The 13,205-nt window shown below is 71.1% G+C and carries 17 protein-coding genes and 3 tRNA genes; 17 read left to right on the top strand and 3 right to left on the bottom strand.

What is annotated here, in order from left to right:
• Positions 1-412 precede the first annotated feature (412 nt).
• The 3 genes from AB0K25_RS07865 to AB0K25_RS07855 are packed head-to-tail and all read left to right on the top strand — an operon-like array spanning position 413 to position 1,710.
• Positions 413-811: a hypothetical protein gene (locus tag AB0K25_RS07865; RefSeq protein ID WP_363819099.1), complete on the top strand. Its 399-nt coding sequence runs from the start codon at positions 413-415 to the stop codon at positions 809-811.
• Entirely contained in the window at positions 804-1,115 is a 312-nt protein-coding gene (locus AB0K25_RS07860; RefSeq protein ID WP_363819096.1) for a precorrin-4 C11-methyltransferase, read from the top strand. Before AB0K25_RS07865 ends, AB0K25_RS07860 begins: the two co-directional genes overlap by 8 nt.
• A 52-nt stretch (positions 1,116-1,167) precedes the next feature.
• Positions 1,168-1,710 carry a DapH/DapD/GlmU-related protein gene (locus AB0K25_RS07855; RefSeq protein ID WP_255597745.1) on the top strand — a complete coding sequence of 181 codons (543 nt, stop codon included), beginning with the start codon at positions 1,168-1,170 and terminating at the stop codon, positions 1,708-1,710.
• Between the two features lie 173 nt (positions 1,711-1,883).
• Here the strand turns inward: AB0K25_RS07855 and AB0K25_RS07850 are convergent, their stop codons facing one another.
• The 3 genes from AB0K25_RS07850 to AB0K25_RS07840 form a co-directional block, all read right to left on the bottom strand.
• Entirely contained in the window at positions 1,884-2,330 is a 447-nt protein-coding gene (locus AB0K25_RS07850) for a hypothetical protein (protein ID WP_219464763.1), read from the bottom strand.
• Between the two features lie 150 nt (positions 2,331-2,480).
• Positions 2,481-2,999, bottom strand: coding sequence for a hypothetical protein (locus tag AB0K25_RS07845; RefSeq protein WP_219464761.1), 519 nt, complete (start codon positions 2,997-2,999; stop codon positions 2,481-2,483).
• A 188-nt stretch (positions 3,000-3,187) separates the two neighbouring features.
• Positions 3,188-3,700, bottom strand: a complete 513-nt coding sequence (locus tag AB0K25_RS07840) for a GyrI-like domain-containing protein (protein WP_363819093.1) — start codon at positions 3,698-3,700, stop codon at positions 3,188-3,190.
• 481 nt (positions 3,701-4,181) lie between these two features.
• Between AB0K25_RS07840 and AB0K25_RS07835 the strand changes: the two genes are divergently transcribed.
• The 14 genes from AB0K25_RS07835 to AB0K25_RS07770 all read left to right on the top strand — a co-directional run bounded on the left by AB0K25_RS07835 (position 4,182) and on the right by AB0K25_RS07770 (position 13,154).
• Positions 4,182-4,328 (top strand): hypothetical protein, encoded by a 147-nt coding sequence (locus tag AB0K25_RS07835; protein ID WP_169733070.1) that lies wholly within the window; start codon positions 4,182-4,184, stop codon positions 4,326-4,328.
• A 63-nt stretch (positions 4,329-4,391) separates the two neighbouring features.
• Positions 4,392-6,911: a bifunctional diguanylate cyclase/phosphodiesterase gene (locus AB0K25_RS07830; RefSeq protein WP_219464757.1), complete on the top strand. Its 2,520-nt coding sequence runs from the start codon at positions 4,392-4,394 to the stop codon at positions 6,909-6,911.
• 96 nt (positions 6,912-7,007) lie between these two features.
• A tRNA-Thr gene (locus AB0K25_RS07825) sits at positions 7,008-7,080 on the top strand.
• A 25-nt stretch (positions 7,081-7,105) separates the two neighbouring features.
• Positions 7,106-7,178, top strand: a tRNA-Met gene (locus AB0K25_RS07820).
• Between the two features lie 132 nt (positions 7,179-7,310).
• Positions 7,311-7,478 (top strand): 50S ribosomal protein L33, encoded by a 168-nt coding sequence (rpmG, locus tag AB0K25_RS07815; RefSeq protein ID WP_091242082.1) that lies wholly within the window; start codon positions 7,311-7,313, stop codon positions 7,476-7,478.
• 132 nt (positions 7,479-7,610) lie between these two features.
• Positions 7,611-8,057, top strand: a complete 447-nt coding sequence (locus tag AB0K25_RS07810; protein WP_219464755.1) for a MaoC family dehydratase N-terminal domain-containing protein — start codon at positions 7,611-7,613, stop codon at positions 8,055-8,057.
• Position 8,058: 1 nt separating this feature from the next.
• A complete protein-coding gene (locus AB0K25_RS07805) occupies positions 8,059-8,451 on the top strand; it encodes a MaoC family dehydratase (protein WP_219464753.1) in 393 nt (130 codons plus the stop codon).
• 127 nt (positions 8,452-8,578) lie between these two features.
• Positions 8,579-8,651, top strand: a tRNA-Trp gene (locus AB0K25_RS07800).
• 213 nt (positions 8,652-8,864) lie between these two features.
• Positions 8,865-9,284 carry a preprotein translocase subunit SecE gene (gene secE / locus AB0K25_RS07795; protein WP_219464751.1) on the top strand — a complete coding sequence of 140 codons (420 nt, stop codon included), beginning with the start codon at positions 8,865-8,867 and terminating at the stop codon, positions 9,282-9,284.
• A 38-nt stretch (positions 9,285-9,322) separates the two neighbouring features.
• Positions 9,323-10,045: a transcription termination/antitermination protein NusG gene (gene nusG, locus AB0K25_RS07790; protein ID WP_219464749.1), complete on the top strand. Its 723-nt coding sequence runs from the start codon at positions 9,323-9,325 to the stop codon at positions 10,043-10,045.
• A 184-nt stretch (positions 10,046-10,229) separates the two neighbouring features.
• Positions 10,230-10,661 carry a 50S ribosomal protein L11 gene (gene rplK / locus AB0K25_RS07785; protein ID WP_208568215.1) on the top strand — a complete coding sequence of 144 codons (432 nt, stop codon included), beginning with the start codon at positions 10,230-10,232 and terminating at the stop codon, positions 10,659-10,661.
• 80 nt (positions 10,662-10,741) lie between these two features.
• A complete protein-coding gene (gene rplA, locus AB0K25_RS07780; protein WP_208568214.1) occupies positions 10,742-11,458 on the top strand; it encodes a 50S ribosomal protein L1 in 717 nt (238 codons plus the stop codon).
• A gap of 80 nt (positions 11,459-11,538) precedes the next feature.
• Positions 11,539-12,471, top strand: coding sequence for an ABC transporter ATP-binding protein (locus AB0K25_RS07775; RefSeq protein ID WP_363819087.1), 933 nt, complete (start codon positions 11,539-11,541; stop codon positions 12,469-12,471).
• On the top strand, positions 12,468-13,154 hold the full coding sequence (locus AB0K25_RS07770) for a hypothetical protein (RefSeq protein WP_357537867.1): 687 nt from the start codon (positions 12,468-12,470) through the stop codon (positions 13,152-13,154). Before AB0K25_RS07775 ends, AB0K25_RS07770 begins: the two co-directional genes overlap by 4 nt.
• Positions 13,155-13,205: the final 51 nt, after the last annotated feature.

Here is a 13,205-nt window from a genome sequence, read left to right as displayed (position 1 = left end):
GCGCAACTGGCTCAAGCCAGCTATTGACAGCCTGCCACCCTTCATCGAAGCTGGCTTAAGCCAGTTGCCGCCAATGTCGGTCCTGTCGTGAGCCGGTCTTGGACTCAGGCCGTTCGGAGGGCCAGGCCATGCCGCTGGCAGCCAAGCAACCCGGGGTCCTCGCCCCGGTTACCTGTGGAGGTGTGATGTCCGGCACTCATCGTCGATGCGATTGGTTCTCGTCCTGGCGGTCTCGAAGGCGTTCACCGTCACGACCTGTCCGCCGCAACGCCCCGCCGGGCCCGTCCACTGCACCTCCGCTCGCCACGCCATGGTGGTCGGTCGGGGTGACCCGCGAACTGCCCACCCTGCGGTGTGCCCCGCTGCTGACGGTGGGCCAGGCACGTCGGGGTAACGGTGGGCGGTGGTGGCGATGACCCGTACCGGTAAGCCGACCACCACCCACCCGCCGTGGTGTACCCCCGAGCGGTGCGGTTTCCTGGTTCCGCCGGTGATGCCGCACATGGCCCGCCGGCATCGTGGCCCGATGCTGCGGGTCGGTGAGAGTCGGGCGAGTGGCCTCGTCGTCACGTACCTCATCAGTGCGGAAGTCCCGGGTGCGCCGCTCGTCGGGGTGCACGCGACCTGCCGGGCCGGCAACGCGTGGGCCGAGTTGTCCCTGCCCCAGGCCGCCGAACTGGCGGACCAGTTGCGCGACCTGCTGACCCAGGCCGCCGACCGGGGCGATCCGGGCCGGGGCGACGGTGGCCCGTCGGGGGCCGATCGGGTCGCTGGTCAGGGTGACGGCCGTCCGGGGGTCGGCGATGAGTGAGGGTGGTCGGCCGGTCGTCTGTCCGGTGTGGTGCCGGGGGTGCGGGCCGAACGACCCGATGCACCGGGGGTTCCTCGCCACCGTGGGGCGGGAGCGGACCGGCTGGGTGAGCCTGCAACTGCTCGTCGACCGGTTCATCAGGCGCGAACCGTCGATCAAGCTGGACGCGACCCGGTACGGCGGCACCCGGGCGGTGCTGCTGTCGAGCGGGCAGGTGGACCGGCTCATCGAGGAGTTGACCCAGGCGCGGCGGCTGATGCGGGCACCGGTCGGCCCGCCGGGGCGGGCGGGGGAGCGGCGGTGAACGGCGGTGGCCCGCAGCGCCCCGGGGCGGCGGCGTCGGCGAGGATCGCGGGATGTCCGACGAGCGCTTCATGCGCATCCACAGCCCCGAGTTCCAGGCGATGGCCGCGAGGGTGTTGCGGGCCACCGAGTTGACCTCCCGGCTGAACGTGCTGCCCTTCACCGACGAGGCCGGCCGGGCGGAGTTGTTGGCGCAGCTCCTCGGCCGGCCGCTGCCGGCGCGGGTGACCATCTATCCGCCGTTCTACACCGATCACGGCCTCAATCTGGAGATCGCGGAGCGGGTGTTCATCAACCAGAACTGCACGTTCCTCGACTACGCCGGCATTCGGCTCGGCGAGGGCGTCATGGTCGGTCCGAAGGCCACCTTCATCACCCTCGGCCACCCGGTCGACCCCGTGCAGCGGCGGGAGTGGCTGACCGGTGCGCCCATCGACGTGGCGGAGAACGTCTGGATCGGGGCCGGCGCGACGATCCTCCCCGGCGTCCGCATCGGCCGGGACGCCGTGGTGGCGGCCGGCGCGGTGGTCGCCGACGACATCCCGCCCGCCACCCTGGTCACCGGCCCCAAAGCGACGGTACGCCGCCAGTGGTGACCCCACCCGCCTTGCCGGTGGGCCGGGATGACCTCACCCGCCTCGCCCGGGGGCCGATGTAGCGGTATTCAGGCTGGCCGGACACCGCTACGTCGCCTCCCCTGAGTCGATCGTGCGTCCCGCTCCGCCCGGCGCCGTCGGTTCCGTTATGCAGCCCGTCGCGACCGGGTCGGTCAGCGGCCGTCGCGGTCGGGCCGCGCCGACTCCGGCGTGGCCTCGTGGCCGGGCATGCCGTGGGTACGCCGCCGCTGCTTCATCTCGGCCTCGTAGAGGTGCCGCCGACCGCCGGCCAGCTTCTCCCGGGCGTCCCGTTCGATCTCCTGGAACGTGGCGTAGTAGCCGTCGTCGAACTCCTCCACGATCTGGAACGTCCACCGGCCGGGCAGTAGGTTGCGCCCCAGCAGCTCGTGTTCGACCCGGTCGGCCACCTCGTCGTGCCCGGCCCCGCGCAGCAACTCCACCACCCGGTCCAGGGTGAGATCCGCGCCGCCGACGAGCTGGTGCGCGGAGTAGAGGTGCCCGCGCACCCGGTGGATCGTCTCCAACGCCTCACTCAGCTTGCCCAACGCCTCGACCGTCGCGTCGTCGACTCCCGCCGGCCGCGCGTGCTCCTCGTCCATCGCACCGTTCTGACCTACCATAACCCCCGACATACCCCCAAACCATCCCAGGTATCCCCTGGTCGCGGTGCGAGCAGCGCGGCCGGGCGGAGTCCCTGGCGGCCGGAACACCACGGACGTCGAGGCGGCAACTCGGCTGACGGCGGTGGCTCAGTCGTTCTCCGCTGTGCCGCCGATCAGCCGCCGCGCTTCGGCGACCACGTCCGCATCGACTCCGGCAGCCGCATCGTCCGGGTACGGCTGCCCGTCGTGGACGACGGCCTCGACGATCTCGTACGCGTACTCAAGGTCGATGAGCCCGGCCGCCAGCGGAGTCCCGTCCCGGGTGATGAACCCGTACGCCCAGGAGGTGAGGGCGCGGGCGGTGATCGTCCGGTCGAGCAACCGGCGGGCCATGATCCGGACGGCTTCGTCCTCACCCGCCCGGCTGCCCTGCGGGAAGAAGGTCAGCGAGAGTTCCGCCAGCGTATCCCCGAGCCACCGACGTAGTTCGTCGCTCTCGCCGCCTGGATCGGCCGAAATGCCCGCAAGGATCCGAAGCGTCGGGCTGTCCACCCCCGCTATCAGGCAGTCGCAGGCCGCCTCGACCACCTCGGCCGGCGTGCCCGACCCGACGCTCCACAGGACGGCGGCCTCCTGGAGGCGGGTGAGCACATCGTCTGGTTGCACCGGCACATGGTCCGCCGTCACGCCGACGTTGTCTCCGGGATAACCACCCGGCGAGCCATCCGCTTCTCGCAGTAGCTCGCCGTACTTGAAAACCCTGGCCCGAAATTCAAGTAAAGCGGCAGATACTGCAAATTGCCTGATAGCAGTGGTGCTGTGCGGATGGCGTACGGATGGTCCACCTGTCCTCGTCAGTCCGCCAGTCGGAAGGCCAGCTGCGTCTTCCACGTGCTCCGGTCCGGGTCGTCGTCCGGGCCGAGGTGGTAGATCTCCAGCCGGCAGCCCCAGTGCTCGCCCGCCCCGGTGTCGCTGACGTCCCAGCGCAACCCGTTGCGCTCCGCCCACTCCAGGAACGCCCCGGTCACCGCGACCAGTTCGTCGGGGTCGCCGACGTGGGTGGTGGTGAGGTAGCGGCCGGCCGGCAGCACGCCGGTCCGCATGGGCGTCTCGACCGTGATCTGCGCGTCGGCCGGGACCGGCACCCCCGCCTCGACCTCAAGCTCCCGCGCCATGTCGATCACGTGGTAGCGCAGGAAGTCCGGGCCGGCCGGGGCGATCCCCTGCGCCGCCAGCCAGCCGAACAGGTCCGACAGGGCATCCGCGGCATCGCCGATGGTCCCCATCGTCACCGTGCGTCGGATCCCCACGTAGGGCTGGACCGCCCGTTCCTCGATCACCGGCGTCACCGGTGTCTGCGATGTCATGGATTCACGACACCATCGGGGTGCGACATCACGGGGTCCGACCGCCTCTGGCGGGTGTTTCGCCTGCTCGCGCCAGCTCGCCACCGTTAGCGCGTTTTGTCGTTGATCTGGTGCGGAGTCCGTCGACTCCCGACAGGCCGCTTCCGTACCTGACGAAATGAGCTATGGTGATCGATGTGACGGTTCCGGGAGCAGTCGTCGCGACCCTCGAATACGACGGTCGCCCTGCCGCCCGGGCAGCGGCCCCGCGCCGTTAAAGATCGGGTTTGCGTCGATAGTGACATTGGGCGATTCGTGGAGGCTGTTACCCGTCCTGGTGCCGCTGATCTGGCACGGGGAGGTGACGGCGGTGGTCCGAACGGCGGAACCTCTCCGCTGCTCGGACCAGCGCCGCTCTCCCCGCTTTTCTGGGTACCCGAGGTGTGGCACGATCGTGGAACCTCCACCATCCCCCGTGAACACTCTCTCGACAGGAGCAATCATGTCTGGTCGAAGGCTGGGCCGGCTGTTTGGCTCGCTCCTCGTGCTCGCCACCATCCTCGGTGGACTCGCCGTAGCCGGCGTTCAGTCCATCGACGGCAGCGCGCAAATGGCGGACGTCGTCTGGACGATGGGCGGCGCGCGCTAAGCCCCCGCGTCGTCCCCGCTCCCGGTGTACTGGGGGTGACGTCTCTCAGGGAGAGGGTGGCGCATGGCCAGCCGAGATCAGCGGCGTAAGTCCACCGAACGCGCCTGGTTCATCACCGCCCCCTTGGCCTTGCTGGCCATCGTCTTCAGCACCGCGATCGGTGTCCTGCTTCCCGAGTTCGGGGAGTGGGGCTTGGCGTTCGTGCTCTTCGTGGCGATGACGGGGATCAGCATCCCGGTTCTCAACGTGATCGTCCGGCGGCAGTCGGTCGGGGTGACGTTGACCGAGGTGCCCCTCGTCGTCGCGCTCTTCTTCCTGCCACCGCTGACGGTGGTGCTGATCTACACGCTCTCCGTGCTGATCTGGAGCGCGTCGCACCGGTTCGCTCCGGCCAAGCTGTGGTTCAACGTCGCGAAAGCGGCGGCGGCCACCTCGCTGGCCGGGCTGCTCCTGCTGGCCCTGCCCCCGATCAAGGGGGTCGGGCCGGGGACCTGGGGCAGCCTGTTCCTGGCGGTCAACACCATCACTCTGGTCAGTCTGCTCTCGGTGGCCGGGGTGCACGTACTGCTCCAGGGCTGGCAGGCCGGCCGGGAGGCGCTGCGTACCGCGCCGTCGGTCTTCCTCACCACCTCCATCAACGCCTCGGTCGGCCTGCTCGTCCTGATCGCGTTGAAGACCACCTGGTGGTCGGCGCTGCTGCTGGCCGCGTTGTTCGCGGCGTTGTTCCAGGTCTACCGCTCCTACTCGCAGTTCTTCCGGCAGCACCGCACCCTCACCGGCATGTACGACCTGACCCGGTTGCTCACCAACAGCGCCGAGGGGGCGATCGCCGACATCCTCCTGGACCGGGTACGGGGCCTGATGCAGGCCGAGTACGCCACCCTCTGGCTGCCCGCCCAGCGCCGGCACCCCGAGGTGCTGCTGACCGCCCGGGTCGACACCCCGGGCCTGCTCGACGTCGCACCCACCCCGACGGTCTTCCGGGAACAGGCCCGTGAGCTGGGCAAGACGCTGTCCATCGGCCGACTGCTCGGCGACGACACCGCGCTGCGTCGTGAGGTGGGCGCCCAGCAGGTCAAGGACGCCATCGTGGTGCCGTTGCGGTCCGGCCAGGCGGTGATCGGCACCCTGGAGGTGACCAACCGGCTCAGCGACATCGGCCACTTCACCACGAGCGACATCCCCGTCTTCGAGACCGTCGCCGCGCACGCCGCCGTCGCCCTGGAGAATTCCCGGCTGGTCGACCGGCTGCGGCACGACGCCTACCACGACGCGCTGACCGGCCTGCCCAACCGGCGGCGGATCACCGCCGCGCTGGCCGAGGCGGTCAAGATCCGCGCGCCGGGCGAGGTGGTCGCCGTGCTGCTCTTCGACGTGGACGGGCTGCGGCAGGTCAACGAGTCGTTGGGGCACGCGGCGGGGGACAAGGTCCTCGTCGAGGTGGCCGAGCGGTTGCGCGCCTGCGCCCCGTCGTCGGCCCTGGTGGGTCGGGCCGGGGGCGACGAGTTCCTGGTGACGCTGCGGCTGGAGAACGCCGAGGCGGCCCTGGAGCTGGCCGGCCAGCTCCGCGAGCAGATCCGCGACGAGATGGTCTTCGACGCGCTCACCCTCGACGTGGACACCGCCGTCGGGGTGACCGTGCATCCGGATCACGGCAGTGACGCCGCCGTGCTGCTGCAACGGGTCGACCTGGCGGCCACCGCGGCCAAGGCGGTGCCGGGCAGCGTGCAGCTGTTCAACCCGGCGCTGGAGTCGCGGTCGCTGCGCCGGCTCGGGCTCGCCGGTGACCTGCGTCGCGCTCTCGACGAGGGGGAGCTGGAGGTCTACTTCCAGCCGAAGGTGACCCTGCGGGACCGTCGCCTGCTCGGGGTGGAGTGCCTGGCCCGCTGGGAGCATCCGGCGCACGGCACGGTCTCCCCGGAGGACTTCGTCGCGGTGGCCGAGCACACCGGCCAGCTGGGTCGGCTCACCGAGTTCGTGCTGCGCGAGGGGCTGCGCCGCAGCCGGGACTGGAGCCACACCGGGCAGCCGCTGGCGGTGGCGGTCAACATCGCCGCCCGTTCGCTGACCGACCGGCACTTCCCGGACCGGGTGGGGGAGCTGCTGACCGAGTACGGCGTCCCGCCGCAGCTGCTGACCGTCGAGATCCCGGAGGCGGCGGTGCTGGACGGCACCGAGCGGCCCATCCCCACCCTGCGCCGGCTGCGGGACCTCGGCGTCCGGCTGGCGGTCGACGACTTCGGCACCGGCAACTCGTCGCTGGCCCAGCTGCGCCGGCTGCCGGTGCACGAGGTGAAGGTCGACCAGTCGTTCGTGCAGGGCATGGCGACCGACCCCGGGGACCTGGCGATCGTCAACGCGGTGGTGTCGCTGTCCCAGCAGTTCGGCCTGTCCGTGGTGGCCGAGGGGGTGGAGAGCGAGCTGACCCTCGAACTCCTCCAGGACATCGGCTGCGAGATCGGGCAGGGCTTCCTGTTCAGCCGGCCGCTGCCGTACGAGCGGTTGGAGGCCTGGTTCGGTGCCCAGGCGGACCAGGAGGCGACCGGCGCGGATGAGCTGCCGAGGCTCCGCGTAGTGCCCTGAGCTGTGCCGACGCGGTATCGGGGGATCCCATTTCACCCCCGGCGCGGTGCCGTGTAATGTATCCCCTGCGCGACGCCCTCCGGGGTGATCGGGTAGGCCCCCTTAGCTCAGTCGGCAGAGCGTCTCCATGGTAAGGAGAAGGTCTACGGTTCGATTCCGTAAGGGGGCTCAGAGGGTCCTTTGGGATCCGCCTCGGCGGTGTAGCTCAGATGGCAGAGCAAGCGGCTCATAATCGCTGTGTCGCCGGTTCAATTCCGGCCACCGCTACTCTCGTCCTCCGGGCTCATCCCCGGTGGTGAGTGGGACGGGCGCCATAGGCGCCCACTTTGCATGTCCAGGCATCTTCCGCGTAGGCTGATGCGCTGTAGTTGATATCCGTAGCGAGGAAGGCACTCCGCCGTGGCGAAGGCGACCGATGTCCGGCCGAAGATCACTCTGGCGTGTGTGGAGTGCAAGGAGCGCAACTACATCACGCGTAAGAACCGCCGTAACGACCCGGACCGCATCGAGCTGAAGAAGTTCTGCCCCCGGGACGGCAAGCACACCGCCCACCGCGAGACCCGCTGACCCTCGGCCGGCCACCGGCCGGCCCGGTCCGCAAGCGATCACCCCGGACGCCGATCCGCACGGATGGCGCGGCCTTCACAGCCGCCTGCCCGTACGGGTCGGCGTTCGTGCGTCCCGTGTAGGTTCGGCGGCATGTCCCTGGACCCGTCCTTCGTCGGCCGGACGTATCCGCCGACCGCCCCCTACCAGGTGGGCCGAGAAAAGATCCGCGAGTTCGCCACCGCCATCGGAGCGACCGAGCCGGCCCACCACGACCCGGCGGCGGCCCGTGCCCTCGGCCACCCGGACGTGGTCGCCCCGCCCACCTTCCCGGTCCTGATCACCATGGCCGCCAGCCAGCAGATCGTCGACGATCCGGCGCTCGGGGTCGACTACAGCCGGGTGGTCCACGGCGACCAGCGCTTCGCGTACACCCGGCCGGTGGTGGCCGGGGACGAGCTGGTCTGCGTGAACACCATCGAGGAGATCAGCAACCGGGGTGGGCACGCCTTCCTGACCACCCGCACCGACGTGACCACCTCGGCCGGTGAGCCGGTGGTCGCCGTCTGGTCCAAGCTCGTCGTACGTGGGGAGTCCTGACGTGGAACTGTCGACCCGGACGTTCCGGGTGACCCGGGCGGACCTGGTCCGCTACGCGGGCGCCTCGGGCGACTTCAACCCGATCCACTGGAACGACCGGACCGCCACCAGGGTGGGTCTGCCCGGGGTGATCGCCCACGGCATGTTCACCATGGCGCTGGTCGGTCGGGCGGTCACCGAGTGGGCCGGCGCACCCGACGCGGTGGTCGAGTTCGGGGTGCGCTTCACCCGGCCGGTGGTCGTCCCGGACGACGACGAGGGCACCGAGATCACCGTGGACGCGGTGGTCAAGGAGGTCACCGAAGCCGGGCTGACCAGGCTCGATGTGACCGCCCGGTGCGGTGAGGAGAAGATCCTTTCGCAGGCGCGGGCGGTCGTGCGGACGACCGGCTGACGGCCTGTCGAAACGTACCGGGCGGGACCGGTTGGGAAAGTCGGGGCGCTACCCGTACACTGGTCCGCCGTGGGGCAAGTGACCCCTGCCCGGCCGTGCAGGTCGGGTGGGGAGAGCGTTGCCGCACAGGGGTGTAGCTCAATTGGCAGAGCAGCGGTCTCCAAAACCGCAGGCTGCAGGTTCAAGTCCTGTCACCCCTGCGCCTCAGGCCTGACCGTTCCCGTGGGTCGCGCCGCCGCAAGGCGGCGTCCGGCCCGTGGTGGTGGCATCGGCGGGGTGGTTCCGGGGCGACCCGGGGCCCTTCGTCCGGTCCGCCGGCCGCGGCCCGTCGCGGGACGGTTGGTCCGGCCGGCGTGACCAGCGCCGCGTACGCCTCCCGGCGTACGAACCGACATCCCGCGACGGAGGGCGAAGTGGCCGAGAGCAAGCGGCGCGGCGAGGACGCCGGCGACGACGGTCTGCGCGACGAGCGCGACGAGGTCGTCGACGAGGTGACCGCCGACAACGACGCCCCCGACGACGACGCCACCGACGCGGACGAGCCGGTATCCCGGGGCGGCACCGCGACCCGGTCGCGGACCCGTGCGGGTGCTGCCGACAGCAAGCCGAAGACCCGGTCCGAGACCGACCGGGTGGGGCCGTTCGCCCGCATCGCGCGTTTCTTCCGCGAGGTCGTCGCCGAGCTGCGTAAGGTCATCTGGCCGACCCGCAAGGAACTGCTGACCTACACCGCTGTGGTGGTCACCTTCGTCGCGGTGATGCTGACGATCGTGGGCCTTCTCGACTTCGCCTTCGCGAAGGGCGTGCTGTGGGTCTTCGGCAGCCCCAGCTGACCGGCCGACTGAGCCGATAGTGACGGAAGTGAGCAAGCGTGCCTGAGTACGACGAGACCGCCGGGACCACGGACGACCAGTCCACGGTCGCGACGGCGGCGAGTGACGAGTCGGTCGAGGCCGCCAGCGAGCCGGAGTTCCCGACCACGGAGCCCGAGCCGGACGAGGACTACGACCCGGTCGCCGAGCTGCGCCAGAAGCTGCGCTACGCGCCCGGCGACTGGTACGTGGTGCACTCGTACGCCGGTTACGAGAACAAGGTCAAGACCAACCTCGAGACCCGGATCACCTCCCTCGACATGGAGGAGTTCATCTACCAGGTCGAGGTGCCGACCCGGGAAGAGGTCGAGGTCAAGAACGGCAAGCGTTCCCAGATCCAGGCCAAGGTCTTCCCCGGTTACATCCTGGTCCGGATGGAGCTGACCGCGGAGTCCTACTCGTGTGTGCGCAACACGCCGGGGGTCACCGGCTTCGTGGGGGCGACCGACCGGGCCGACCGGCCGGCACCGTTGAGCCTCGACGAGGTGCTCAAGTGGCTGGCTCCGGCGGTGGAGACCGAGCAGAAGAAGGCCAAGCCCGAGATCAGGGTCCTCGACTTCGAGGTGGGCGACTCGGTCACCGTCACCGACGGGGCGTTCGCCTCGCTGCCGGCGACGATCAGCGAGATCAACGCCGACCAGCAGAAGCTCAAGGTGCTGGTGTCGATCTTCGGCCGGGAGACCCCGGTCGAGCTGAACTTCAACCAGGTCGCCAAGATCTGACGACGTTCGTCGCCGGCGGTGGGGCAGCAGCCCGCCGCCGGCGACGTCGTTACCCCCGGCGCGGACCTCGGCGCGGGGCGCTGTCGGGCGCTGCGCTACTCTTGAACGTCGTCGCTGTGGTACCGCGCTGACCGTGCGCGCCCGTGGCCGGCACCTTTCCCAGTTCCAAGCCCCAGGAAGTGACATGCCTCCGAAGAAGAAGCTCGTCAAGACGTTCACGCTTCAGCTGAAGGCGGGCCAGGCGACTCCGGCTCCGCCGGTGGGCCCCGCGCTCGGTCAGCACGGCGTGAACATCATGGAGTTCTGCAAGTCCTACAACGCGCAGACCGAGGCCCAGCGGGGCGACATCGTCCCCGCCGAGATCAGCGTGTACGAGGACCGGTCCTTCACCTTCGTCCTGAAGACCCCGCCCGCCGCCCGGCTGCTGCTCAAGGCCGCCGGCGTCGACAAGGGTTCCGGTGTGCCGCAGAGCCAGAAGGTCGGCTCGGTGAGCCAGGCCCAGGTGCGCGAGATCGCCGAGAAGAAGATGGTCGACCTCAACGCCAACGACATCGACCAGGCTGCGAAGATCATCGCCGGCACCGCCCGGTCGATGGGCATCGTCGTCAACGACTGACCCCGGTCGGTCCCCAAGATCAGTTCGTGGGAGGGCGCGCGTCACCCGCGGCCCGCCAGAGACCACAGGAGTAACCCGAGATGCAGCGCAGCAAGACGTACCGCAAGGCCGCCGAGGCGGTCGACAAGTCGAAGCTCTACACCCCGGCCGAGGCGGTCAAGCTCGCCAAGGACACCACCAGCGCCAAGTTCGACGCCACGGTCGAGGTCGCCATGCGCCTCGGCGTCGACCCCCGCAAGGCGGACCAGATGGTCCGCGGCGTGGTCAACCTGCCGCACGGCACCGGTAAGACCGCCCGCGTGATCGTCTTCGCCGCCGGCGCGAAGGCCGAGGAGGCCGTCGCCGCCGGTGCCGACGAGGTGGGCACGGACGAGCTGGTCGCCCGGATCCAGGGCGGTTGGCTGGACTTCGACGCGGCGATCGCCACTCCGGACCAGATGGCCAAGATCGGCCGGATCGCGCGGATCCTGGGCCCGCGCGGCCTGATGCCGAACCCGAAGACCGGCACGGTGACCATGGACGTCACCAAGGCCGTCTCGGACATCAAGGGCGGCAAGATCACCTTCCGGGTGGACAAGCACTCCAACCTCCACCTGATCATCGGCAAGGCCTCGTTCTCCGAGACCCAGCTGATCGACAACTACGCCGCGGTGCTCGACGAGGTCCTGCGCGCCAAGCCGTCCGCGGCCAAGGGCAAGTACCTCAAGAAGGTCACCCTGGCCACCACCATGGGTCCGGGTGTCCCGGTCGACCCGAACGTGGTGAAGAACCTCCAGGAGACCGGCGCCGAGGGCTGAGCCCGGCTTCTCCCGCGAAGGGCCCCGCCACGGACAGTGGCGGGGCCCTTCCGCATGTCGCACTGTGGCAGGCTCCTCCCATGCGACTGGAGAACGTCCGGCTTCGATACGGCCGGGGCGGCCCGTGGGTGCTGCGCGGCGTCACGGCCCGGCTCGACCCGGGCGAGGTGGCGGTGGTGCTCGGCCGCAACGGGGCCGGCAAGTCGACCCTGCTGCAACTCTGCGCGGGGGTGCTGCGGCCGGCCCGGGGCCGGGTGGTCGACCGGCCCCGGCACGTCGGCTGGGTGCCCGAGCGGTTCCCCGCCGACCAGCCCTGCACGGTGACCCGCTATCTGACCGCCATGGGCCGGGTCGCCGGCCTCGGCCGGGCCGACACCGACCGGGCCGTCGACCGGTGGACCGACCGGTTGGGGCTGACCCCGTTCCGCGAGGTCCGCCTGCCCGACCTGTCCAAGGGCACCGCGCAGAAGGTGGGCCTGGCTCAGGCGATGCTGCGCACCCCGGGCCTGCTGGTGCTCGACGAGCCCTGGGAGGGGCTGGACTCGGCCGCCCGGGGCCTGGTCCCCGAGCTGATCGACGAGGTGCTGGCCGACGGGGGAGCGGTCCTGGTCAGTGACCACCGCGGCGAGACGGTCCGGCTCCCCGGCGCCCGGCACTGGACGGTGGCCGACGGACTGGTCACCGAGGAGGCGGCCAGCGGCGATGCGGCCGTCGCCGTGGTCGAGGTCGCGGTGCCGGCCGCGCGGGTGGCCGGCACCGTCGCCCGGTTGCGCGCCGACGGCCACCACATCCTGCGGGTACGCGAACCTGCCACCCCGCCCACGCCGGTGCTCGTGCCGCCCACACCCGTCCCGTCCTCGTCGGTGGCTGACCCGTCTCCGGGGCGGGCCGGGGCCCCGGCCACCGGTGGGCCTGCGGGGGCGGCGGAGCCGTCGGTGGGCGCCCCGCCTCCTGACGCCGGGTCGACAGCCGACCCGGCGCGCAGTGGCCGGCCCGGGGAGGTGGCCCGGTGAGCGCGCTGGTCCGGATGCGGCTGGCCGGCTTCCTGCGTACCGGGCGGGCGCTGGCACCGGTGCTGGCCGGCCTACTCACCCTCGGCATCCTGTACGGCGGCGGCCGGGCCCGGCCGGCGGAGGCGTACGGCGTCAGCGCCGTGGTGCTCTTTCCGGTGTTGGCCTGGCAGGCCAAGATCCTGCTGGACGTCGAACCGGACGTGCAGCGCCGGCTGGCCATGGTGTCGGTGGGGCCGGCCCGCGAGTGGATCGCCGGGCTGCTCGCGGCCCTGGTCGCCGGGGTGGGCACGGTGCTGGTGGCGTTGGGATTCCCGTGGCTGGTCGGCGGGGTGACCACGCCGGGCCCGGGTGACCTGCCGGTGGTGGCGGCACTGGCGCTCGGGCTCTGGGCCCACCTGCTCGCCCTGCTGCCGGCGGTGGCCCTGGGCGCGCTGGCGAGCCGGGCGCTGACCCGCACCGCCGGCTACGGCGTCGCGGTGCTCGCGGTGGGTGCGGTCGGCACCCTGGCACTGGGCCTGCGCGGCTCCGTGGCGCCCTGGCTGGTGCCGCCGGTGCTGACCACTGCCCGGGCGCTCGCCGGCTCCCTGCCGGCCGGCACCGCCCTGCTGCTCTCCGGCTGGGCGCTCGCCTGGGCCGGGGTGGCGTTGACCGGCTACGCCTGGTGGCGGCGGACCCGCCCCTGACCCGGACCTGGAGGCAGCGATCCCCTGACCGTCCGCCGACCACCCACCCAC

The sequence above is a fragment of the Micromonospora sp. NPDC049257 genome (genome assembly GCF_040678915.1).
GTDB lineage: Bacteria > Actinomycetota > Actinomycetes > Mycobacteriales > Micromonosporaceae > Micromonospora > Micromonospora antibiotica.
The sequence above is the reverse complement of the archived record's forward strand: the minus strand, read 5'-3'. Positions and strand labels throughout refer to the sequence as shown.